Source organism: Vibrio sp. CB1-5 (assembly GCF_059412285.1).
Genome location: NZ_JBJHPB010000016.1, coordinates 34,876 through 58,571, shown reverse-complemented (window position 1 = coordinate 58,571; position 23,696 = coordinate 34,876). Strand labels below are relative to the sequence as shown.

22 protein-coding genes are annotated in these 23,696 nt (G+C 45.6%); 5 read left to right on the top strand and 17 right to left on the bottom strand.

The features are described 5' to 3' along the window. Positions 1-113: 113 nt before the first annotated feature. The 4 genes from ACJB0T_RS12830 to cls form a co-directional block, all read right to left on the bottom strand. The gene (locus tag ACJB0T_RS12830) at positions 114-740 is read right to left on the bottom strand and encodes a DsbA family protein (RefSeq protein ID WP_479289607.1); all 627 of its coding nucleotides are present in this window, start codon (positions 738-740) and stop codon (positions 114-116) included. Positions 741-1,092: 352 nt separating this feature from the next. Next, positions 1,093-1,407, bottom strand: a complete 315-nt coding sequence (locus ACJB0T_RS12825; protein WP_479289608.1) for a DUF6693 family protein — start codon at positions 1,405-1,407, stop codon at positions 1,093-1,095. 57 nt (positions 1,408-1,464) lie between these two features. Next, positions 1,465-2,670: a cystathionine beta-lyase gene (locus ACJB0T_RS12820; RefSeq protein ID WP_479289610.1), complete on the bottom strand. Its 1,206-nt coding sequence runs from the start codon at positions 2,668-2,670 to the stop codon at positions 1,465-1,467. 116 nt (positions 2,671-2,786) lie between these two features. Continuing rightward, complete coding sequence (gene cls / locus ACJB0T_RS12815; RefSeq protein WP_479289612.1) at positions 2,787-4,241, bottom strand: cardiolipin synthase; 1,455 nt, start codon at positions 4,239-4,241, stop codon at positions 2,787-2,789. A gap of 471 nt (positions 4,242-4,712) precedes the next feature. On the opposite strand from cls, the gene ACJB0T_RS12810 reads away from it, so the two are divergent. The 3 genes from ACJB0T_RS12810 (at position 4,713) to ACJB0T_RS12800 (ending at position 7,817) form a co-directional block, all read left to right on the top strand. After that, complete coding sequence (locus ACJB0T_RS12810; RefSeq protein WP_479289614.1) at positions 4,713-6,056, top strand: sodium-dependent transporter; 1,344 nt, start codon at positions 4,713-4,715, stop codon at positions 6,054-6,056. An 85-nt stretch (positions 6,057-6,141) separates the two neighbouring features. Then, positions 6,142-6,828 (top strand): TIGR01621 family pseudouridine synthase, encoded by a 687-nt coding sequence (locus ACJB0T_RS12805; protein WP_479289616.1) that lies wholly within the window; start codon positions 6,142-6,144, stop codon positions 6,826-6,828. Positions 6,829-6,884: 56 nt separating this feature from the next. Further along, complete coding sequence (locus tag ACJB0T_RS12800; RefSeq protein WP_479292223.1) at positions 6,885-7,817, top strand: class I SAM-dependent methyltransferase; 933 nt, start codon at positions 6,885-6,887, stop codon at positions 7,815-7,817. Positions 7,818-7,993: 176 nt separating this feature from the next. Here ACJB0T_RS12800 and ACJB0T_RS12795 read toward each other — a convergent pair whose 3' ends face one another. From ACJB0T_RS12795 to ACJB0T_RS12785, 3 genes are all read right to left on the bottom strand, one after another. Further along, complete coding sequence (locus ACJB0T_RS12795; protein WP_479289618.1) at positions 7,994-8,287, bottom strand: Fis family transcriptional regulator; 294 nt, start codon at positions 8,285-8,287, stop codon at positions 7,994-7,996. Positions 8,288-8,348: 61 nt separating this feature from the next. Next, the gene (locus ACJB0T_RS12790) at positions 8,349-9,218 is read right to left on the bottom strand and encodes a patatin-like phospholipase family protein (protein ID WP_479289620.1); all 870 of its coding nucleotides are present in this window, start codon (positions 9,216-9,218) and stop codon (positions 8,349-8,351) included. Between the two features lie 217 nt (positions 9,219-9,435). After that, positions 9,436-9,894, bottom strand: coding sequence for an META domain-containing protein (locus ACJB0T_RS12785; RefSeq protein ID WP_479289622.1), 459 nt, complete (start codon positions 9,892-9,894; stop codon positions 9,436-9,438). Positions 9,895-10,138: 244 nt separating this feature from the next. Here ACJB0T_RS12785 and ACJB0T_RS12780 point away from each other — a divergent pair, with 244 nt between their 5' ends. Beyond that, positions 10,139-10,393 carry a DUF1289 domain-containing protein gene (locus tag ACJB0T_RS12780; RefSeq protein WP_479289624.1) on the top strand — a complete coding sequence of 85 codons (255 nt, stop codon included), beginning with the start codon at positions 10,139-10,141 and terminating at the stop codon, positions 10,391-10,393. Between the two features lie 37 nt (positions 10,394-10,430). On the opposite strand, the gene ACJB0T_RS12775 is transcribed toward ACJB0T_RS12780, so the two are convergent. The 9 genes from ACJB0T_RS12775 to ACJB0T_RS12735 all read right to left on the bottom strand — a co-directional run bounded on the left by ACJB0T_RS12775 (position 10,431) and on the right by ACJB0T_RS12735 (position 21,953). Continuing rightward, positions 10,431-11,147, bottom strand: coding sequence for a 3'-5' exonuclease (locus ACJB0T_RS12775; protein WP_479292224.1), 717 nt, complete (start codon positions 11,145-11,147; stop codon positions 10,431-10,433). 8 nt (positions 11,148-11,155) lie between these two features. Then, positions 11,156-13,045 carry a putative nucleotidyltransferase substrate binding domain-containing protein gene (locus ACJB0T_RS12770; protein ID WP_479289625.1) on the bottom strand — a complete coding sequence of 630 codons (1,890 nt, stop codon included), beginning with the start codon at positions 13,043-13,045 and terminating at the stop codon, positions 11,156-11,158. A 99-nt stretch (positions 13,046-13,144) separates the two neighbouring features. Beyond that, positions 13,145-14,335, bottom strand: coding sequence for an amino acid aminotransferase (locus ACJB0T_RS12765; protein WP_479289627.1), 1,191 nt, complete (start codon positions 14,333-14,335; stop codon positions 13,145-13,147). Positions 14,336-14,609: 274 nt separating this feature from the next. Beyond that, positions 14,610-16,010, bottom strand: a complete 1,401-nt coding sequence (asnS, locus tag ACJB0T_RS12760) for an asparagine--tRNA ligase (RefSeq protein ID WP_042498832.1) — start codon at positions 16,008-16,010, stop codon at positions 14,610-14,612. A 125-nt stretch (positions 16,011-16,135) separates the two neighbouring features. Continuing rightward, positions 16,136-17,755 (bottom strand): methyl-accepting chemotaxis protein, encoded by a 1,620-nt coding sequence (locus ACJB0T_RS12755; protein ID WP_479289629.1) that lies wholly within the window; start codon positions 17,753-17,755, stop codon positions 16,136-16,138. 310 nt (positions 17,756-18,065) lie between these two features. Next, a complete protein-coding gene (locus ACJB0T_RS12750; RefSeq protein WP_479289631.1) occupies positions 18,066-19,427 on the bottom strand; it encodes an L-serine ammonia-lyase in 1,362 nt (453 codons plus the stop codon). A 105-nt stretch (positions 19,428-19,532) separates the two neighbouring features. Next, complete coding sequence (locus ACJB0T_RS12745; RefSeq protein ID WP_479289632.1) at positions 19,533-20,783, bottom strand: aromatic amino acid transport family protein; 1,251 nt, start codon at positions 20,781-20,783, stop codon at positions 19,533-19,535. Between the two features lie 225 nt (positions 20,784-21,008). Beyond that, positions 21,009-21,602, bottom strand: a complete 594-nt coding sequence (locus ACJB0T_RS12740) for a CoA pyrophosphatase (RefSeq protein ID WP_479289634.1) — start codon at positions 21,600-21,602, stop codon at positions 21,009-21,011. A 15-nt stretch (positions 21,603-21,617) separates the two neighbouring features. Further along, positions 21,618-21,953: an Hpt domain-containing protein gene (locus tag ACJB0T_RS12735; RefSeq protein ID WP_479289636.1), complete on the bottom strand. Its 336-nt coding sequence runs from the start codon at positions 21,951-21,953 to the stop codon at positions 21,618-21,620. 325 nt (positions 21,954-22,278) lie between these two features. Between ACJB0T_RS12735 and ACJB0T_RS12730 the strand changes: the two genes are divergently transcribed. Then, the gene (locus ACJB0T_RS12730) at positions 22,279-23,151 is read left to right on the top strand and encodes a sigma-70 family RNA polymerase sigma factor (RefSeq protein WP_479289638.1); all 873 of its coding nucleotides are present in this window, start codon (positions 22,279-22,281) and stop codon (positions 23,149-23,151) included. 54 nt (positions 23,152-23,205) lie between these two features. Here the strand turns inward: ACJB0T_RS12730 and ACJB0T_RS12725 are convergent, their stop codons facing one another. Beyond that, on the bottom strand, positions 23,206-23,619 hold the full coding sequence (locus ACJB0T_RS12725; protein WP_479289639.1) for a hypothetical protein: 414 nt from the start codon (positions 23,617-23,619) through the stop codon (positions 23,206-23,208). Positions 23,620-23,696 lie beyond the last annotated feature (77 nt).

The following is a 23,696-nucleotide window of genomic DNA, read 5'->3' as shown; positions in this document are numbered from 1 at the left end:
ACGGTTAGGAGAAGAAATAATCTGACTCATCAAATAATAGACGTGAATAAGTGTATACATGACACAACGATAAAACAGCAAATACACGACTGATGCGCTAAGAGAATTAATGATTAGCTAGAAGTATCCAGTGCACGTACCTGTGACACGGTGACCTCAGGACGCTGGTAGTCGATGGGTAACTCTAGAATGTTGTTTCCTTTCGACAAGAATAGTGAAGGAAAGCTGTTGCCGCCGATGCTGCGGGCGAAAGCAATCTCTTCTAGCAAGCCTTGATGTGTTTCCGCGGAAGTGAGATCTCTCTCGAAGCGATCAACATCTAGACCAACGTTGGTCGCGACTTCTACAAGTACAGAATTATCACTCGGGTTTTTCGCTTCAAGGTAGTAGGCCTTCTGTATAGCCTCGTTCATCGCTAATTCAGCACCTTGAGCGCGTGCTGCGATAATAGCTCGGCATGCCGGGTAGGTAGCGCGTCTCGGTTCGTTGAGTGTCCAAAAGTCATGATTAAATTCGGTACCTAAGTAGCTCTCGATTTTACGCCAATACTCGGCGATTTGAGTTCGCATCGGAATAGGCATAGGTACATCTGTATCTTCCGCCAACCCACCTAATACATAACGGACTTCCACTTTGTCGCTCAGCGATGTGCGGATGGCCTCCCAAGTCGGCTTGTAGCCCCAACACCACGAACACATTGGGTCGTAAACATAATAGAGAATGGGGGATGGGGAGTTCATAGCGAGTATCCTAAACGACGAGTCCATATCTGATTTATTACCTTAGCATGGATGGAATTGAGCTCAAAGGCGTGTTGTTTGATGCAGATTATAGATTTGTCTCGATGATGATGTAAATTGTTCGCATTATCAAGAGGGTGGAAAATGAAAACAATTGTGATTTTTGGCGTCACTTTGCCAACAGCTTATAACCTGCGATGCAACAGAGTTCGATGCAGTAGAAAAAGCCGTTTCCCAACTACCAAAGGATGCGAGTATTGGGGAAATCTATCAATGTGTTGACCCAACTGTGAACTATTACTAATGAAAAAAGGCAGAAGAAACTCTGCCTTTTGAGCTTTTCAAAATAAGGTTAGTCTACGCGCGTGTTGTTCAGTGCATAGTTCCAAACGCGATAGAAATAGAAAATGTAGCCAATACCTAACGTCAGTATCGAAATCACAAACCACAATAGCACGTGGCCTAGGTCGCTGAATAAATCAATATCGCAATCCATCTTACGCTCTCTTCCTATGTCATCAATGACATAGGTGCGGTTAAGAATAAACTTGGAGAAGGAGTAGGGGAAAAAGAATAGCGCGATACCAAAAGTGATGAAGCTTAATATCAACCAAATTAACAAATGCCCGAGAATATCTAAGATAGCGACGTCGGCTTTAAGTCTCATTCTGATTTCCTTTAGTTAAAAAAATGGCTTTCAATCTGAAAGCCATTAAAACAACGTTTATTGAGTAACGGTTTTCTCTTGGATAACCGAATTATAGCGCTCAAAACCGGCTTTTAGATCTTCAATCAAATCCTCGACACTTTCCAAACCGATGTGAAGACGAATTAGAGTGCCTTCAAAGTTTGGATTAGCAACGGTGCGCAATGAGTTAAAGCTCTTTGGCTCATTTGCAAGGATTAGGCTTTCAAAACCGCCCCAAGAGTAACCCATGCTAAAGTGTTTCATGCCATCTAGTAGTGCAGTCGTGGCACGTGGGTAGCTTGTTTTGAGTACAAATGAGAATAAGCCGTTTCCGCCAGTAAAATCACGCTGGAAGTATTCACTGCCCGGGCAGGTTTCAAGGGCAGGATGGCGTACATGATCCACCTCTGGGCGTGTTGCTAGCCACTCAGCGACCTTTAAGCTGTTTTCGGCATGTTGACGAAGTCTCACATCCAGAGTGCGGATGCCACGAAGGCCAAGATAAGCATCATCTGGTGAAACACACTGACCCATAAGGTAGCTCTGCTCGCGAAGTTGATCCCAGTACTTCTCGTGCGTGACAGCGGTACCTAGCATTACATCTGAGTGACCTACGATGTACTTAGTCGCTGCCTGAATTGAAATGTCGACACCGTGCTCAAATGGCGAGAAGTTGACGCCTGCGCCCCAAGTGTTATCAAGCATTACTATTACGTCGTGCTCGTGGGCAATCTTTGCCATACCCGGAACGTCTTGCACTTCCATGGTGATAGAGCCCGGGGACTCTAGGAACAAAATTTTAGTGTTCGGTTGGATTAGATCTTTGATGCCTTGGCCAATCATTGGGTCATAGTAGGTGGTCTCTACACCCATTTTCTTCATGATGCTGTCACAGAAGTCACGAGTAGGCTCGTAGCAAGTGTCGACCATGAGAATATGATCGCCGGTCTCGACAAAGGCAAGAATCGCATTAGAGATAGCCGCTGTGCCACATGGGTAGAGCGCACAGCCAACACCGCCTTCGATTTCTGTCATCGCATCTTGGAAAGCAAAATGCGTGTTGGTGCCACGACGACCATAAAACAGGGTTTTGTTGGCGCGGTTGACGGTAGCGTGGTGTTTTTCCGCTACCGTATCAAATACAACGGTAGAGGCGCGCTGTACTGGCGGGTTCACGACGCCGTTTGTCCACTTTTTATCGCGGCCAGCAGTGACGAATTTGGTGGTTTTGCTTTCTGACATTAAGGATCCCTGTCTGTATTCAAACTGCAATGAGTTTGAGATTAATGCTTAGATAATAGCAATAAACCATGAAGGCCAAAGAGTTGCAAGTCTTTGGCCTTCATCCATCCTTATGATCAGAGCAGTGGGTTGAACAAATAGAACAATCGTTCAAAGAAACGGTGATAAATACTGCGCTGCTTCCATTTGTTGTAGTCGACTAACTCAGAGTTTTCTATGTAATGGCTTTGCAATTGATGCATTTCGGTTGTGAAGGCAGGGTCTTCGACTGCGAGTGTCACTTCGAAGTTGAGCCATAAGCTGCGCATATCCATATTGACGGTGCCCACTAAGCAAAACAGTTCATCAATCACGACTGACTTGGTGTGCAAAAGCCCACCATCAAACTCATGAATTTTTACGCCCGAGGACAACAGTTCTGTGTAGAAGGCACGTGATGCCCATTTCACCATCATAGAATCGTTGTTTTTGGGTATCACTAGTTCAACGTTGACGCCACGCTGCGCCGTGGTTTTAATGGTTTCAAGTAAGTCTGCGCTTGGCACGAAATAAGGCGTGGTGATGCGCACGGATTTTTCAGCTTGATGCATGGCGATGGTTAGCACCTGACCGATCAATTGGTCTGGCATCCCCGGACCCGAAGGCACCACTTGAACCGGTTTAGAATCTTCAGGGATATCGATTTGACACTCTGGCTGCAAGGGCAGTTGGCGATCGCCGGTTTCCACTTCCCAGTCCCAGCAGTGAATCGCAGAAAGTACATTGACGGTAGGTCCTTCAATGCGAACCATAATATCAATCCATTGACCAACGCCTGAGCTTTGCTTGAAGTAGGCGGGATCAACCATATTCATTGAGCCAGTATAGGCAATCTCGTCATCAACAACGATGATCTTGCGGTGTTGCCTCAAGTCTAAACGGCGCAAGAAAATACGCCATGGTGAAACCTCAAGCCCTTCAACTAACTCAATACCGCCATCTCGCATCATGGTTGCCCAATGGCTGCGGAAAAAGGTTGGACTGCCTGCGGAATCAAGCAGGACTTTGACATCCACTCCGCGCTTTGCTGCTTGGATAAGCGCAGCGGCGACGGAGTCCGCCAAACCACCCGGATGCCAAATGTAGAATACCATCCGGATGCTGTGTTTGGCGTTTTCAATATCATCAATGACTGACAGCAGGATTTCTTGTGGGGTGGTTTGCAACTGCAGCTCATTGCCACACAAAGCGGGAATACCCATGCGCTTATTGCACAAGTTATCGATCTTAGAAATGTGTGTACCCATATTGTCGGGTACGTGAGCATTACAATGGTTTAGTTCAAAGAACCACTCTTCAAAGGGCTTAAACATGACGCGAGCGCGTTCAGCGCGTTTACGGCCAAGGTTAAGCTCACCAAACATGAAATAGCAAATCACGCCGACCACTGGAATGATATAAATCACCATTAGCCATGCAAGAGAAACACTGACTGCGCGCCGTTTGAGCACGACCCGCAATGTCACACCGGCAACGAGTATCCAATACAAACCAATGCCTGCGAGTGTTAGAAAGTGATAGACCTTGTCCATTGAGCCTCGATAGAAAGACAGTTTTGGAAATAATAATCTCAGAATCAAGTATTTGGAATAGTTAACTGTCTGTCAAATACAACAAGTCACTGCTGTGAGCATTAAGTGTTAACGAACGTGAAGTGACGCGATGTGCGATATAAGGAAGGCAGTACAAAGTATGGGTATATAAACTTAAGGCGTTGACATGTGATGGCTAATTAAACGAACTATAGATAAATAGAGTGGAAAATCGTCAGATGACAGTTTTGGGCTTCCAATTGTAAATATTACCTGTTTTACTTGCCACCCATTCGCAAAGCTCCCGATAAAATTACACTGTACATAATAATTTACAGTTATAGTTTGGGAGTCGCAAAGACTTCGCGCAAGGAACAATGGTCGCTAGTAAGCGATGGTTTGCGTTGCTATTTGTATCACGGAAAGTCACTCTCAAATTTACGTCGCTAGGCGACGATTTGGTACGAAACAATGACAAGTTCCGATAGAGGACAATTCACTTCCCGATTTGGTTTTATTATGGCTGCCGCGGGAAGCGCAGTAGGTTTAGGTAATGTGTGGGGCTTTCCAACACAGACAGCGACCAATGGTGGCGCAGCATTTTTGCTAGTTTATCTTTTTATGATGGCGCTACTGGCGTTTCCAATGTTGATCGCTGAGTTGACCATAGGTCGATATGGTCAATCCAACCCGATTGCATCGCTTCGCAAAATTTGGGTGAAAAATAAACCGGTTGCTACCGTGTTTGGTGTGATTGCTCTGCTCACTGCATCTATGATCCTGAGTTTCTATGCCATTCTGGCGGGGTGGCTTATTGGTTTTGGTCTTGAACCTGTTGCAGAAGTGATTGGGCTCCACGATGTGGCTGAATGGTTAGTGACGTTTGGCACCGCTCGCAATGTGAGCTTGACAGTACTGTTCATCTTGATGACGGTATTTGTTGTTAAGCGTGGCGTGTCCGATGGTATCGAGAAGTGGTCATCTCGCCTAATGCCTGTATTGTTTGTGCTCTTCATTACGTTGATTGGCTACATCTTTACAAAAGATGGCGCGATGGATGGGCTGGAAATGTATCTAGTGCCGAGATGGAGCCACTTGAATGCGAGCCTTGTTGTTAATGCAATGGGACAAGCGTTCTTCTCGTTGTCGCTGGGCGTGGGTGCAATGATGGTTTACGGCTCATACCTGAGCAAAGACATCAATATCCCTAAGACGGCAGGACAGGTAGCGATTATCGATACTGGTGTCGCATTTATGGCGGGCTTGCTGATTCTTCCTGCTATGTTTGTTGCTAAAGAAAATGGCGTACAGATTTTCAATGAGCTTGGTGAGCTTATCAGCTCGGGTAACCTAGTATTTGTAGTGTTGCCTGCACTATTTGACTCAATGGGACTTGCTGGTGAACTCATCGGCATCGCATTCTTTGCATTAATGGTTATTGCCGCGTTGACCTCTTCGATTGCGATGTTAGAAGTTCCTGTGTCATGTCTTCAAGAAGAAGCCAAGATGTCGCGCAATAAAGCGACCATGATACTGGGTGGCGCTATTTTGCTATGCAGCGCAATCATCGCGGCTAACTTTAACGCTCTGTTTGATTTAGTAGCGACTGCTTCAACTGTATATATGCAGCCGTTACTTGGTGTTGTGTGGGCAGTGGTTATCGGTTGGATTTGGAGCCGAAATTCGCTACTTGAGGAAATAAAGCAAGGCAACCCTGAGATAGAACAAGGCTGGTTTTGGAAAGTATGGCCTTGGTATGTGAAGTTTATATGCCCTGCGGCAATCCTTATCGTCTTTGCTTATCCTTTCTTCTGATAACAGAGTATAAGAAAACCAAAAGCTGCTCTTCGGGCAGCTTTTGTGTATCATCCGAGCCAAACCTTTCAAAGTTACGCCTTTCATGTTCGATATTCAGTTTGAAAATGATGATTTCGTAGTCATCAACAAGCACCCGGGTGTCAGTGTTCACAAAGATGATGGGGATACCATGTTGGTGCAAGAGGTTGCGACCACCCTTGGTTGTCCGCAGCTGTTTTTAGTGCATCGCCTCGACAAAATGACCTCGGGTTTGCTGATCCTTGCTAAACGCTCAGAGGTGGCTGCTGAGTTTTCGCAGCTGTTTCAGCAGCGTCAAATGGACAAGTTCTACCTAGCTATCGGCAATAAAAAACCGAAGAAAAAGCAGGGTACCATCTCAGGAGACATGGAGCGCTCTCGCCGTGCGTCATGGAAGTTAGTGGCAAGTAAGAATAACCCGGCAGTGACGCAGTTCTTTTCCCTAGCGGGTGAAGAGGGAGAGCGCGCATTTTTATGTCGCCCATTGACAGGAAAAACCCACCAAATCCGCGTAGCACTCAAATCGGTAGGTTCAGCGATTGTTGGTGATCCTATCTATGCGCAGAGCGCTGGGTATGATCGTGGCTATCTTCATGCTTTTGCATTGCGCTTTACCCTATTTGAGCAAGAATATGAGTTTATCTGCGATCCAAGAAACTTTGATCTTGGTAGAAAATGGAACAGCGCAGCTTTGAATTGTGCAATCGAGCAATGGTCTAAACCGTGGGAGTTAGTATGGCCGAAGAAATGACCTCATTACAAGACAATCAAGAGCCACAAGAGAATCAAGAGCCACAAGGTCAAGTGATGCAGGCCGACAAATTAGGCGTGTTTTTCGAACAGGTTGAGACCGCTTTGGCATCTGCACCAACCGAGGTTCGCCGTTTATTTCATGGCCGAGGTAAGTGCTTCCCAGGTTTGGAGCAATTAACTTGTGACTGGGCGGCTAATCAGCTGCTGGTGAACTTGTTTAAGCCTGTCGACGAGATGTTCATAACGACATTGCAACATGGTTTAATGGCGCTAGCGGCTTCAACCATATGGGAAAAGGCACAAGGCAAAGCGATAGTTTTGCAGCACCGATACAGCGACGGAGCGCCGTCAGAAGTGCTGTGGGGTGAACTCGATAGCAAACCTGTGGTTGAAGAGTTAGGTTGCCAGTATCAACTCGATATTGGTCGTAACCAAAATTTCGGACTATTTCTTGATATGCGAAATGGTCGTGAATGGGTGAAGTCCAAAGCGGAAGGTAAGCGTGTTCTTAACTTATTTGCCTACACTTGTGGTTTTTCGGTAGCCGCGATAGCTGGTGGCGCGGAACATGTGGTCAACGTTGATATGGCGCGTTCATCACTCAACAAAGGGCGCGACAATCACCGCCTGAACAATCACGATATGAGCCAAGTGAGCTTTCTTGCCCACGACATTTTTAAGTCATGGGGGAAAATCAAAAAGTATGGCCCGTATGACATTGTCGTGATTGATCCGCCGTCATTCCAAAAGGGCAGTTTTGCGTTAACCAAAGACTATAAGAAGATCTTAAGACGTTTGAATGAGCTGCTGACACCCAATGGGGAAGTAATGGCGTGTGTGAACTCACCAGCGGTCACGCCGGACTTTCTTATTGAAAGTATGGCAGAGGAAGCGCCGCAGTTGAGTTTTGTCGAACGTTTACCAAACCCTGAAGAGTTTGCGGATGTAGAGCCGGATGCTGCCTTGAAGGTATTGCTGTTCAAATAGTAAAAATAGCACTCAATGAGTGCTATTTTTATCGCAATAAAAGAAGGTTGGTGTTGAAAGGCATTGTTGCTCTTTAGATTTGCGCTTCTATCGCTCACAGTGACTAATTTTCTTCCTGCGGAGGAAAGGCGTCAACTTTAGCTTTTGAGTTATGTTGGCTAACGTGTTTTCCACTTTTAACGTATTTCGTAACTAATTTGCTTACTCACGTTCTTTAGCTGCACACCAACCTGATTAAACGCCATTTGGATGCTGGTAGAGACATGCTGCTGGCCATCGCTCATCAAGAAGTTTGCTCTATCTTGGTTCGATTCAAATACACAGATAATTTGTAAGCTCTGTGGGAAGGATGGAAATTTAACCTTGTGAGTCACCCAAAGAAAACCCTCGTAGCTTTTTAGTGTATTTTCACAAACTTCGGTCAACACTTCTCTGATTAGATTGTCGATCTTCTTATCAGATTTACGCATCAAGAAAACTTCCTATTTATAGTGGGTGAGTCACTATAATTACATACTTACTCATTCCTTATTAGCAAAAATGACATTCTTCTTGCTGATATTCGAGCTTACCTGTCAGATGATTTACATGGCTTCGCCCTTCTTCCACGCCCATCTCATAGCCTTTATCGAGTAGAGCTTTTTTCATCGTTAAGCGCTGCACAGGAAAGTCCTCGGGTGGGGTGATGACTCGAACCACGCAATTTTTGGGTGGATTTTTAATAGACTGTAGTGAGTCATTATAGTTTTCAGCGCGTTTTGCCAGCGCTAGCCCAATATTTGGATGTTTCGCGAATAACTTTTTCATTAGCCAGCCTGCTTTAGGCTTTGGCATTTCATAGCTTAATGGGTGCGACAAAATCACAGTAATATCTCTCGCTCCGCGGCGATAAGCTTCACGAACTGGAATCGAATCGGCTACGCCGCCATCGGTGTAGCAACCGCCATCAAAACAAGGTGTCTCTTTGTAGGCAAGAGGGAGTGAAGCGGTGGCTTCAATGGCTTTGGCGATATTGTCTGGCGTGATTTCGTAGTAATCGGGACGCCCAGTGGCTACATTGGTCGCCGCAGCGATGAAAGGCACCGATGTAAACACTCGCTCCTGATCTAAAGGAAATCGGCGGTTAGATTCCTCATAGAGCCATTTAACATCGACCAAATGGTCACCAGAAACGAATCGGCGTGGGTTGTAGAACTGTTTGCTGGTCGCCAATTCGGAGATGACTTGATAGCTTCGAGTTGGTGCGTTGCCTAAATAACTCAACAGATTAGAAGCGCCCGCAGAAACGCCGAGAACAAAGTCATAAGGGCGATAGTCTTGCTCTAGAAATGCGTCGAGTACGCCTGCTGCAAAAATGCCGCGCATGGCGCCTCCCTCGACAATGAGTGCTTTGGTGGTCATAGGTAATCTCAGTTGGTTTAATATAGCGGTTTAATATGTTCGTAAGATACGTGGTTTGCTCCGGCAGAGATAACTGGATGTGGTTATTCTACTAATAGGTAAAACCGATTCTTGAAAGGCGAGGTAAGGAAATGACCATGAAAAAGGCCTCGCATGAAGCTAGGCCTTGAAGACTACGTATTTTAGGACGAGACTGTATTAAAGACTGTGCGTGGTATTAGTTTACCCAGTCTTTTAGCTCGAATGTTAGCGTATGCGCTTGGCCTTTAAGCTCTAGACCATTTTGAGTAACGGTGATTTCACTCCAGTCTGAAAGAGTTTGAGATACCGTTCTTTCGATGTCCATTGCCGCGCCTGGACACATTTTCATCGTCATACCCATTTTTTCAATGCGGAACTGACCGTCTTTCAACTCACCTTGACCGAAGAAGTTATTACAACCTGCGTTGCCGTTCGCTGTCATTTTTTCGCCGATCTCTAGGCGTGGTGCTTGGTTTGGCTCTTCGATTTGAATTGGGTTGCCATCAATTTGAACCAGATTCCAGTTATGGTGCTGAAGATCCTGAGCGGTAACGGCTTTCATTGGCTCCTCCTGTTTTGCATCGTTTGCGGCGCAAGCCGTCATAAGAACTGGAAGCGCAACTGCTGCGAGTACCTTCTTAGAAAAAATCTTCATATTTAATGCTCCAACTAAATGAAATTGCTGACCAGCGTAACTAATAAAACACTGTTTTTTGTCAGGAGTAGGTTATCTTTAGTATAGTGGGATTTCAACCAAGGATGTGGAAGTAATTGTATATCCATATTGCAAGTGAGGCTAATGACTCATAATTCAGATTATTCTGACTTTATGAGCTTATCCTAGTGTATGAGTCTGGGGGCTCAAGGGAACAAAGTGGATGTTATCGCAAGGGGTGTGAATGGAACAGCTTGAGTTTTTTACCGTGCCAAGTCCTTGTGTGCGTGTTTGTACGGTTGATGAAAAAGGTTATTGCCAAGGATGCATGCGTAAGCGGGAAGAGCGCTTTAATTGGCTTTCTTACACGTCGGCACAGCAGCTGTATATTATTAAACTCTGTCGACAGCGATATCGTCGCAAGCTAGCACAGGGTCAAGTCCCTGTGCCAAATAAGGTTCTCGAAGAGGAAGCAAGTCCGCAGCAAGATTTGTTTTAACTAACTCCATCCCAAAACTCAAGGCAAGAACGAGGCGTTAAAGCCAATAGTCTCCAAGTACTTTGGTTTCATTGTCCTGATAGGCCATCTGCGCCTGAAGCAGCTCTGCTGTTGCGACTGCGTCCATCAGAGCGTGATGAGGTGGATAGTCTGGCAACCCATAGCGACGACGGGTTTGACCTAAACGTACCGAATCCGCTCGTTTACCTTTGAGCTTATTGAGTATGCCCGCCGTTAATTTCTCTTGATAGTCTGATTCTACCTGCATGGTATCGATAACTGGGAACTCAATACCTTCGCCGAGCATTTTCTTCAAAGCACAGTTTAGAAAGCCGCGTTCAATGGGGCGGTAATGCACCACGATGACTTTTCCAGCTAATGCGTTGAGCACGTCGGCCAATATCTCGTTCAATGTTGGCGCATCAATCAAGTCATTGTGAGTAATACCGTGGATCACGACGGATTCTTCATCGAGCTTAGCTTTTGGTCTTACTGTCCAATGGGCGGCTTGATTGAGCTTGACTCGAGACAGAGTAAACGGCACCAGTCCTATGGATAGAATGCCATCTTTCTCTGGATTTAAGCCGGTTGTCTCGAAATCTACTGCCACAAAAGGGACGTCCTTTAGTGGTGTATCTGGTGAAGGCAATCCAGCTGCGTAGAAGGCCTTGATGCGTTCATCTTTGGCACGCTCGCTCAGTTGCTCGAACTTACTATTCCACTGCACTGCCGGAGCTTTAAGGAGTTTTTTTATCATATGACCTACTTAAAGTTATTACTGGCTTGGTAGCGGAACTTCAGGAAGTTCTGACCGTTACTTAAAATTTGGAACGCATCTTTAAGGTTACGTCTTTCAAAGTCGGACAAGTTCTCTGGCTCGACGTTGTTGTCTGGCTCGATGCCTTGCTCGACGTCGAGCGCTTGGTGGGAGATGCGTACCATAGAGATAAACTCAAGGGCATCTTTAAGATCACGTGCGCGACCCTTAGGTAAAATGCCTGCCTCGTGGATGTCATCTAGACGCTCGAAAGAGTTGGTTGAGCGCGAGCCAACCGCTAGGGCATGCACACGGATAAGGTCAACCAAAGGCGCTGTGCCGCGTCGTTTTAGGTTAATAGAGTTGTTGTGACGGCCATCCTTCTCCATTACGAAATCTTTAAAGAAGCCAAGAGGCGGTTTACGGTTAAGCGCATTACGAGCCAAACAGGCTAGGAATCGGTTGTTACGTCTTGCGCGCCTGACGATGAAACTGTTGAGCTGCTCTGCCCATTTGAGTTTGCCGTATACGCCATCCAAATCGAAGAAGATGGAGGCATTGAGTAGCGCTTTCGGGTTTGGATCGTCAATCCAATCAGCAAAACAGGCTTCCCACTCTTTGCGAGTCATTCGCCACTCTGGATTGGTCGCCATGATATCGCCAGTGCAGTAGGTGTAACCGCAGTCTGCCAAGCCATCACAGATGAACTTGGAGAAGGCTTCAAAGTATTTTCCATGTTTGTCTTTGTTATAGCTGTCGTCAAGGATAATGGCGTTGTCTTGATCGGTTACCACAAGCTGCTCATCACGCCCCATTGAGCCTAGAGCCAAGAAGCAGTATGGGATTGGCGCTTGGCCTAACTTTTCTTCTGCAAGTTCAATGATCCGCTGCTTAAAGCTGCGTCCAATCACCGACATCGCGGTGCCAACCATATGGGCGTTGGCATCTTCATTAACCAAACGTACGAAACTGTCACGGACCTGCTCAGACAGGGCTTTGAGTTCTTCAATGGACTGTTGCTGGAATATACTGCTTACCAACAACAGTGAGTTTTGCGATTCGTAACGAACAATATCGGTGGTTTCGATGATCCCCAGCGGCTTTTTGTTTTTAAGCACTGGTAGATGATGGACGTTATAACGAAGCATGGTGAGCATCGCTTCGTAAACGTACGCGTTGTGATCCAATGAAATGACGTCAGTGGACATGACGCTGGAGACTTCGTCTTGTGGATCTAGGTTTTCCGCAAGAACGCGTGTACATAAGTCTCTATCGGTAATAATACCGACAACAGGAGAGGAGTCATCTTCGTCACTTTCGACAATTTCAGGGTCGATGATCAGTAGTGATGACACTTGCTCATCCGCCATGACGCGAGCAGCATTTTGGATACTACTGCTACGCTCAATAGTCGGTGCGTCTCGGGTCAAAAGGGTTCGAACTTTTGATGTTGTAAGGTCGTTGGTGTTCTCATTATTCGAGACAGTTTGGCGCAATCGAACCGTATCTTCTACTTCCACAAAGTCAGCGAAGGAGTCAAAGCCATCATAAAGCTCCTGAAAAACTTCAGCCGGAATACAGTACACCAAGGTGTCTTCAACGGCTTTAGCAGGAAAGCGTACTTTGTTGTTGGTAAGTAGGCCCATCTGACCAAATAGGTCGCCTTCATCAATTCGGTTATACAGCTCACCTTTACGGCGATAGATTTCGACAACGCCGCTACGCACCATATAGAGATCTTGAATATCGTCACCAAAATGAATGATCGGGGTATCTTCGCGATAGTAGCCAATCTCGATTTGCTGGGAGACATGTATCAGCGTTTCTTCAGGGAGTTCATCGAAAGGGGGATGAGAGGCCAGAAAGTTCTGGATTTCAATCAGTTCAGCGTCCATGACGAGCCTTATCAAATGGAGTATCTGTTAATACTACACGCTGAAACCAAAAAGGTCAGCTTGCACTGACCTTTGAGTTAATATTTTGATATTAGGACATTAAAGTACCGCAGCGATACCTTTACATAGCGGTCCCATGTTCGATTTCGTCATGCCAGCAACACTGATGCGGCCAGAGCCAACGATGTAGATAGCAAACTCTTCTTTCAGACGGTTTACTTGCTCTTTACTTAGGCCAGAGAAAGAGAACATGCCGTTTTGGCGCTCGATAAAGCTAAAGTCTGCATCAACGCCTTCTGCTTTTAGTGTCTCCACGAACAACTCGCGCATATCTTGGATACGGTCACGCATTTCTGCTACTTCTTGCTCCCACTCTGCTCGAAGTGAAGCATCATTTAGGATGTAAGTAACAACTGCTGAGCCGTGTGCTGGTGGATTAGAGTAGATAGAGCGAATGATGCTCTTCACTTGAGAGAAAGCTGTTGTTGCGATCTCTTCTGATGCCGCAACCAGTGTGAATGCACCCACACGCTCGTTGTAGAGACCGAAGTTTTTCGAGAATGAGCTAGCGACTAGAATTTCTGTGTTGTACTTAGCAAATGTACGTAGACCTTGCGCATCTTCCTCAACACCTTTAGCGAAGCCTTGGTATGCGAAGTCAAATAGAGGGATAAGACCTTTGTCTGCAACAAGCTTAGCTAGTTGCTCCCACTCGTCACTTGTTGGATCGATACCTGTTGGGTTGTGACAGCAGCCGTGCAGTAGAACGATGTCGCCTGCAGATGCTTGCTCTAGGTCAGCAACCATGCCAGCGAAATCTTTGTCTTTGCTTTCTGCATCGTAGTAACGGTATTGCGCAGTTTCGATACCTGCAGCGCTGAATACGCCGTTGTGGTTAGCCCACGTTGGGTTACTGATCCAGATTTTCACCTCGCCAAGTTGGCGCTTGATGAATTCACCTGCAACACGAAGTGCACCAGTACCACCCGGAGCTTGGGCTGTTTTTGCACGTTTTCCAGTAACGATCTCAGCATCTGCACCGAACAGCAGCTTTTGTACTGCTAGGCCATATTCCGCTGTACCTTCAATCGTTAGGTAAGATTTGGTTTTCTCTGTTTCTAAAAGTGCTGCTTCCGCTTTCTTTACGGTCGCTAGAACAGGGGTTTCACCTTGCTCATTCTTGTAGATACCAACACCTAGGTTGATCTTTTCAGCGCGAGCGTCTTTTTTAAACTCTTCTGTTAGACCGAGGATAGGATCAGCGGGTGCTGCAACAACTTTCTCAAACATATTCTTCATCCATGTTAATTGAAGGGGGCGAAAAACCATTGGTAACGAAACGGTTACTTGGTGACAACAGCCTATTTATACCTTTGAAGGCTATACCTGACAACCACATTAAAGAAGAAAACAGAAAATTATTTTGATTTGAAACAGAAAAGGGCACTAATTAGGTGTTTGTGTATGAAAAGATCATCTTTGAGTACGGAAATGTGCATTCTGAATAGTAAAAAAGGTCACCGAATAGGTGACCTTTGGAATTCGATTCTATGCACTGATGTGCTTAGAAGTTCGCGCTACGTGGTGTACGTGGGAATGGGATAACGTCACGAACGTTGCCCATACCAGTTACGTAAGACACTAGACGCTCAAAACCAAGACCGAAGCCTGCGTGAGGCACTGTGCCGTAACGACGTAGGTCGCGGTACCAGTTCATGTGCTCTGGGTCGATGTTCATCGCGCGCATACGGTCATCTAGAATGTCTAGACGCTCTTCACGCTGTGCACCACCGATGATCTCACCGATGCCCGGTGCTAGTACGTCCATCGCAGCAACTGTTTTACCGTCATCGTTCAAGCGCATGTAGAATGCCTTGATGTCTTTCGGGTAGTTCTTAACGATAACTGGTGCTTTGAAGTGCTCTTCTGCTAGGTAACGTTCGTGCTCAGAAGACATATCGATACCCCACTCAACTGGGAATTCGAACTCACGACCAGAATCTAGAAGGATCTGGATTGCGTCTGTGTAGTCAACTTGTGCAAAGTCAGCATCTACGAACTGCTCTAGGCGAGTGATCGCTTGCTTGTCGATGCGCTGAGCAAAAAACTCAAGGTCATCACGACGCTCTGCTAGTACCGCTTTAAATACGTACTTAAGCATGTCTTCAGCTAGCTTAGCCACGTCTTCTAGGTCAGCAAATGCCACTTCAGGCTCAACCATCCAGAACTCCGCTAGGTGGCGGCTGGTGTTTGAGTTTTCTGCACGGAACGTAGGACCAAAGGTGTAAACTTTGCTTAGTGCACACGCATAAGCTTCAGCATTCAACTGGCCAGATACTGTTAGGAACGTCTCTTTACCAAAGAAGTCTTCGTTAAAGTCTACGTCGCCTTTTTCAGTGCGAGGTAGGTTCTCAAGATCTAGAGTAGATACGCGGAACATCTCACCAGCACCTTCAGCGTCAGACGCAGTGATAAGCGGTGCAGAAGTCCAGAAGAAACCTTGCTCGTGGTAGAAACGGTGAATTGCTTGTGATAGACAGTTGCGAACGCGTGCAACCGCACCAATCACGTTAGTACGTGGACGAAGGTGTGCTACTTCACGCAGGTACTCGATTGAGTGACGAGTCTTAGCCATTGGGTAAGTGTCTGCGTCTTCAACCCAGCCAACCACTTTAACGTCAGTCGCTGCAAGCTCAAAATCTTGACCTTTCGCTGGAGATTCTACGATTTTGCCGGTTACTTCCACTGAACAACCAGTAGTCAGTTTTAGGACTTCTTCTTCGTAATTATTAAGATTATTTGGGACCACGGCCTGAATCGGGTCGAAACAAGAGCCGTCGTAGATGGCAAGGAAAGAGATTCCAGCTTTGGAATCACGACGCGAACGGATCCAGCCGCGAACAGTTACTTCACTGTCTACCGCTAGCTTACCGCTTAGTACGTCAGTTACAGGCGCGTAAGTCATGTTATTAATCATCTCCATGGAGGTAACAATACAACCCAATGGTTATTGACCATTAATTAGTCAACTCATTGGGTTGCTACTAAATTTCTTTTCAAAGGGACATATTACCTGTCAATTTTCACGGTTCAACCTTTATTGTGGTTATTAAGCATAAATTGATTAAGTAATGTCTCCAACTGATGAGAAAGCTGCTGTAAGTCCATGCTAATTTGATGCGTTTGGGTTGCGCTGCTGGATGTTTCGTTCGCGTGCTCCGTGATGATGGCGGTTTTTTCACCGACGCTTTCACTGGTTTGGCGGTTGGCTTGGATCTGATCCTGCACTTGGCTAGCAAGCTCTGTCGTTGATTCAATTTGCGAGACTACGGTCTGCATTTTGCGAGCGAGGGCTTGCACTTCATCAGCGCGCTGGTGGGCAGTGTCGGACACTTGATTGACCGCGTTAACAGAGAAACTGCTGCCTTGTTGGAACTTGGCAATAATGGTTTCAATATCGTTGGTCGCTTCAGTCGTTCGGCTGGCAAGGGAGCGAACTTCATCGGCGACAACGGCAAAGCCTCGACCTTGCTCACCTGCTCGTGCCGCTTCGATGGCAGCGTTGAGAGCCAACAGATTCGTTTGGTCAGCAATGCCCTTAATAGTGGAAAGGATCGCAGAGACTTGATCCGTTTGCTCATTGAGCTCAGAAATGTGCGTGGAGACTTGTGTGATGTCTTGAACCAAGGATTCAATATCATTACTGGCGTTTTTCGCTTCGACGCTGCTTAGACGAGTGAGTTCACAGGTTTCTTGCATTAATTGTGAGGCGCGCTGTGTTGCTTCACTGACGGTTGCTTGTTGTTCTTTCAGCGTTTGCATGTTGGCTTCGACCGCAGCGGTTTCATTAAGCTGACGCTTGGCAGTCGACTCATTGTTTTGCGCGATGTCAGTAAGTTTGTCGGCATTGCCACTGACGGTTTGAGCGGTCGATTGAACTTTAACTAGGCTATGTGAGACAGTGTCTAGGAAGTCATTGATATCATTAGTCAGGTCGCCAACTTCATCGTTTTGTTTACCCTCTAAACGAATGGAGAGATCTTTGCTGCCACTTACTCGAGTCATAAATTTTGATGTGGTTTGCACCGGACCCACAATAAAGCGTCTTGCAATGAAAATGGTCGCGAGGTAGCCGATAAAAGCAATGGCAGCCATAATGGCGACGGCAATCGCGGTGCGTTTGTTGATCATACTGTTTACATGACTCAGATTGTACTCAATTCGAATGGCGCCCAGTACTTCACCTTCTTGCGACATGTGGCAAGCAATACAGTTGGTACCGCGGTAGTTTTCGCTGGCTTTCATTGGCAATGCCACAACGAGGCCTTGCCCCCATTCGGCTTCAAATGGTTCTAGGACACTTTCGCCGAGCAGTGCACGTTTGTCGATATCGTCAAGCGCAACTTGATGGTCTAAACCTTGACCATAAAGCTTACTCACGGCGTCGCCACGTAGCACTCGGACATTTTCAATATTTTCTTGAGCTAGAGCTTTACCTCGGAGCGTCTCTTTCTGTGCCATGGTGCCAGTGAGCATCATCATATTCAAACTATCGAAGTAGTTACTGGCTTTATCTTCCAGCTGTTCGCTAAGGACGGAATAAATAAGATCACGTTGTTGGTTGTATTGATAAGTGGTTGAAATGACAACGACGGTGCCAAAAACCAGAATAAGTGCGAGTAGAAGTTTATTTGTTATAGTGAATCGCATAATTATATTGTTAACTGTATGGGCTGACGGGGTGAATGTTAAGTTAATAAATACCTAATGGAAAAGTAGGTTTGTGGTAAAACCTCGAAAAGCTCATGGTTTTTAGTGCAAACTGCCTCAAAATTGAGAAATTACCCTTCAAACGTGGTCGTACCATTACTCTTATGAATCGTAGCAGATAGGGTTGGAAGTTATGGAGTAGAAGAAGGGTAGGGAATGAGTGCACGGTGCAACTCTATACTTTAACTTAGCAAAATGCTGAAGCTGTTTAGGCTTCGGCATTTATACTATAGAGAGATTTGCAGACCTATTAACAAACCACTTTAATTGCTAGACCGCCTTGCGACGTTTCACGATATTTAGCGTTCATGTCTTTACCTGTCTCTAGCATGGTTTCAATCACTTTATCGAGTGAAACACGTGGAGCAGATGCGCGGCGAAGAGCCATACGTGTCGAGTTAATCGCTTTTACAGCAGCGATACCATTACGCTCGATACACGGCACTTGTACTTGGCCTGCAACTGGATCACAAGTCAAACCTAGGTTATGTTCCATAGCAATTTCAGCAGCCATGCAAACTTGCTCTGGGCTGCCACCCATGAGCTCAGCAAGACCTGCTGCGGCCATTGAACATGCTACGCCAACTTCACCTTGGCAGCCCACTTCCGCACCTGAGATAGAGGCATTTTGCTTGTACAGACCACCAATTGCGCCAGACGCAGCAAAGAAGCGGATGTAATCTTTCTCTGAGACGGTTTGAATGAACTTGTCATAGTAAGCCAGAACTGCTGGAATAATTCCGCACGCACCGTTTGTTGGTGCCGTAACGACTCGACCGCCAGCGGCGTTCTCTTCATTGACCGCAAACGCAAACATGTTAACCCAGTCAACGACTGACATTGGATCCGTAGTGGTCTTTTCTGACGTGATCAATTGCTGACGAAGTGCTGCAGCACGGCGTGGTACGCGTAGAGGGCCCGGCAGAATACCTTCGGTATTCATACCACGTTCCATACACTCACGCATGGTACGCCAGATGTTTGCAAAGTAAGTGCGCGTCTCTTCATCAGAATGAACCGCGTGCTCATTTGCCATTACGAGTGTACTAATAGAAAGACCGTTGTCTTTACATAGGTTAACCAGCTCTTCAGCTGAGTTGAACTCATAAGGTGCCTTGAGAGCAGAGACTTCCTCTTTGCCAAAGTTTTCCTCGTCAACGATGAAGCCACCGCCGATCGAGTAGTACGTTTTTGAGTAAGCGAGCTCTTCATCGATCCATGCGTGGATCTGCATACCGTTCTCATGCAGCTCTAGGTTGGTTGAATGGAAGTTCATTCCGCCTTCACGAGGGAAGGAAACCGTATGGCAATGCATACCAACCGGTAGACGTTCTGTCTCTTCTACGCGTGCAATAAATCCCGGGATAGAGTCGATGTCGACTTTTTCTGGCGAGTTACCCGCCAAACCCATGATGATAGCGATATCTGTGTGGTGACCTTTCCCTGTCAGTGATAGTGATCCATAAACATCTACAGTGATCTTAGTGATGTCTCTTAGCTTGCCCATAGTACGTAGGTCATCGATGAACTCTTTACCTGCTTTCATCGGACCAACAGTGTGTGAGCTTGAAGGACCAACACCAATTTTGTAGATATCAAAAACACTGATCATACTGATTTGCCTCTAGAAAAGCCCCTAGTGAGTCATAGGGGCTTAAATTATCATTATTGTGTATCGAGATTCGATTTAATCGAGATGTTCAATTGACAGCGTCAATTAAAAAGCGCCGTAGATTACCGAAGTAATCGCTGCAACACCACAGATTGCTGTAAAGATTTGTACTGGTGCAGAAGTTTTGTACTTCGCCATCGCTGGTACTTTCTTCATTGCGTATACAGGCATCAGGAATAGGATAGCTGCAATCATCGGTGCACCCATGGTTTCAATCATGCCAAGGATACTTGGGTTGATGATAGCGACGATCCAAGTGGTTACTACGATGAACACTAGAGACGCTTTCTCAATTTTACCGATTGGCGCTTTAGAGCGAGATTTACCAAGACCTACTAGGCCTTCGTGAGCACCAAGGAAGTGGCCAAAGTAGCTAGAAGTAATCGCTGCGAAAGCAACCACAGGGCCTAGGATAGAGATAAGTGGCGACTCGTGAACGTTAGCAAGGTAAGACAATACAGAGATGTTTTGCTCTTGTGCAATGGATAGTTGCTCTGGAGATAGAGATAGAACTACAGAGAATACGAAGAACATAACAAAGCTCATCAACATCATCGCCGCACCGCCAGTGATCATGTCTGTTTTCTTAACAGCGTCGTCACCGTATACGCGACGTTGCTCTTTAGAGAACTGAGAAATGATTGGGCTGTGGTTGAACGAGAATACGATGATAGGAATAGCAAGCCAGATAACTGAAGGCATTGAACCCCAGTCTGGGCTTACGCTCATCATTGATGTATTCCAGTCTGGAATTAGGTAAACAGATAGAGCTAGAAGGATGAATACCAATGGGTAAACCATTGCAGACGTCGCTTTTAGCATTAACTCTTTACCGAACACAACACCACATGTCATTGCAGCGATAAGACAGCCAGACAGCAACCAGCGTGGGATTGACTCCATACCCATTTGGTTTACTAGGAACGAATCCACGGTGTTTGTGATACCAACACCGTAGATTAGAACAATCGGGTAAATGGCGAAGAAGTAAGCGAAAGTAATAAGGTTAGCACCTGTTTTACCAAAATGTTCTTCAACGGTGTCAGTGATATCTGCATCTGGGTTTTTAGCAGAAAGTACGAAGCGCGCTAGGCTCTTGTGCGCAAACCACGTCATTGGTGCTGCAATTAGGGCTAGGATAACTAATGGCCAGAAACCGCCAGCACCCGCTTTAATAGGAAGGAAAAGTACGCCAGCACCAACGGCTGTACCGAAAAGAGAAAGTGCCCACGTGAAATCTTTGTAGGTCCACTTAGACGTCGCGCGGCTCGTTGCCGCAGTAGTTGTGGTAGTCATAGTTAATACTCATTTTTTGGGAACAGGAAATAAGTCGGGCGCAATATTGCACGTAAATTGCAGCCAAAAACTAGATCTAGGTCATGATTTGTGCTGGCTTATTCATTGGGGTTATATTTTGCAGGTTTAATCACGTTTTTTTCGTGCTACTGATTAGGTGATTTGATAGTTGGCATTAGTAAAACTAATGCATTTTTAGGCAAACGATTGGCTTTTTACTATTATTTAGCTTAGCAAAAGTTGCGTCTGTAGGTTTTCGATGATCTGCGCCGTTACGCCCCAAATAAAGTGCTCTTTATAAGGAATGGATAAAACGCGATGATGCTGTCCGCGAATTTGAAAGCCTACAGCAGAAAGGTTAGCTGGGGAGGCAAGAAACTCCAGTGGTACCTCGAATAAGTAGTCAACTTCGTTGGTGTCAATTTTAGGTTGGTATTTAGGCTCAACAAACGCAAGTACCGGTGTTACGTTGAACGCTGTGACGGTTACGAGCTTGGGAAGATAGCCAATCACGGAAATATGATGACTACTTATCCCTATCTCTTCTTTTGTTTCTCTGAGTGCTGTAATGGTTGGACTTTGATCACTAGGCTCAACTTTACCGCCCGGAAAGCTGATCTGCCCAGGATGATGCTTTAAGTGACTAGCACGTTTGGTAAGGATAACGTGAAGCTTGGCTTCACGTTCGACGAGTCCTATTAATACACTGGCTTCACGTAAAGAGCCTTTATCAATATTTTCGGTTCGTAGTTTACTCTCTTTGTGGTAGTCCTCGGTTTGTTGCAGTTGAAAGCGCGATAAGAACTCAGATTTAGTCATACTACTAGTCGCCAACTACACCATCGATGCCAAGTATTCGTTGATTTGGTCTTTGATGACTTCTAACTCTTGAATCACGAATTGAATATCCGCCAATTGCGGTGCATCGCCACCGCGAGTCGCAGTTTCTATCGCTTCTAACTTGTCGACAGCTTTGGTTTCACCAAAACTTGCGAGAATACCTTTTAGGGAGTGGGCAGTGATAAACAGTTCGCTCCAATTCTGATCGTTATAAAGCGATTGTATTTTGTCTGCACCGTTTTCATGCTCTTCCATAAATGCCATAAATACGGCTGCGATGATGTCCTCGTCATTGTCCATATAGCTGCGAAGTACGTCGAAATCTATCATCCTGCTGTCCTTTTTATGCTGTTTATCGTTTTTTGCTGACTGAGTTTGTTTCATTTCAGTCACAAACTCAGTTACTTAACAACAATAGTATAGTTTATTAGAAATGAAAAACTGCCAATCATTAAGATCTAAACTTGATCTTTGTAATCGCTCCCCATCTACGACTTTGGTACTAATTCGATCACTAATTATCTAAACAGTATGAAGTAAATTTTGATGCATAGCATAAAGGGGACTACTCTTGATCTTGCGACGCACCTCAAAAGATCAAAACTAATAATTATCTATAGAGTTGACGAGGCTGCAGAAAGATATGGAGATTGCCATGACTACTAGGATCGAAAACGCAAAAACTGCCGGCTTAGACTGCAACGTAGATTTCTACTCCAAGTATATCCAAGATGTCGTAGGTATTGATTTGCTGACACCGGAACAAGAATACTACTACGCGACGCTAGCCAGACGCGGGGACAAGGCAGCGAGGGATGTACTCATTGAATCCAATCTTCGTCTTGTGGTCAAGATTGCGAGAGGTTACACAAAGCGAGGCTTAAATAATCACACTATTCTCGATTTGATCGAGGAAGGAAATTTAGGCTTAATCAAAGCTATTGACAAGTTTGAACCTGAAAAAGGCTTCCGCTTCAGCACCTACGCCGTATGGTGGATCCGAGAAAGTATTGAATCTTCTTTGATGAATACTGGAAGAACGGTGCGCTTGCCAGTTCATGTGATCAAGGAAATCAATCGACTGTCACGTCAAACGAATGAGATGCGCTCAGCTTTAAAAAGAGCACCATCTGTCAAAGAGATTGCTGAGCAAACGTCGAATTCACAGCAACACGTGAGTGAACTGATTCACATGAGTGGATTTATCGAGTCTAGTGCTTCGGTCGATATCACAGACAAGGAGTTTCAGAGCCTAGATACGTGTCGCTCCGATGCTATTCCCGAACCTTACGATACTTGCCATGATGAAAAGCTTCTGAAAAGCTTGGAAAAAGTGGTTTTATCTCTACCGGACAAGTATAGAGATATTGTGATTCATCGCTTTGGACTGTTTGGTAAAGAAGTATTGACGTTAGACTGCCTAGGTGAAATGTATGGGCTTTCTAAAGAGAGAGTACGCCAACTACAGCAAGAAGGTGTGACCAAACTACAGGGCAAGCTCATATTTGATGGCTGGGTAATGGGGTGAGTAACTTTTGTTGCTAGTTGCTAGTTGCTAGCTGTTAGTAGCTAGTAGGTGACACTAGTGATACAGCCATGACTTCGATTGTGGCGCTTCGGCAACTGACAGTATCTCTGTTAGCCGTTGTTTGACTGAACAGTCCTGTACACCTGATAAAAAGCGAGTGAGGGCTGCGAAATATACATGGTGACGACAAATTTCAGCCAGTGTCTGTTCAAGGCGTTGAAGTCTGGTTGTTTTTTGTTGTTGTGATCCCCAATCGCCCTTAATATTCGCCAAAGATTGAGCGCAGCAATATTGTTCAAAGAGAGTGTCTTCCCCAACTAACGGGCGATAGCCACTGACATACCAGGCTTCGACCATTTCCCTGACCTCAATTTCTTCCTGCGGTATCTCTTTCTCACTCAAAGTTTGGCCAATTGGCACCGCCTGAGTGTAGTTGTGATCGAGTTTATCCTTGACGTATTTGTACATAATAGAACTTATAAAAAGTACACATTAATAAATTATCATACGTACCGTAAAATCGCTATTGATAGTTTAAGTATTAG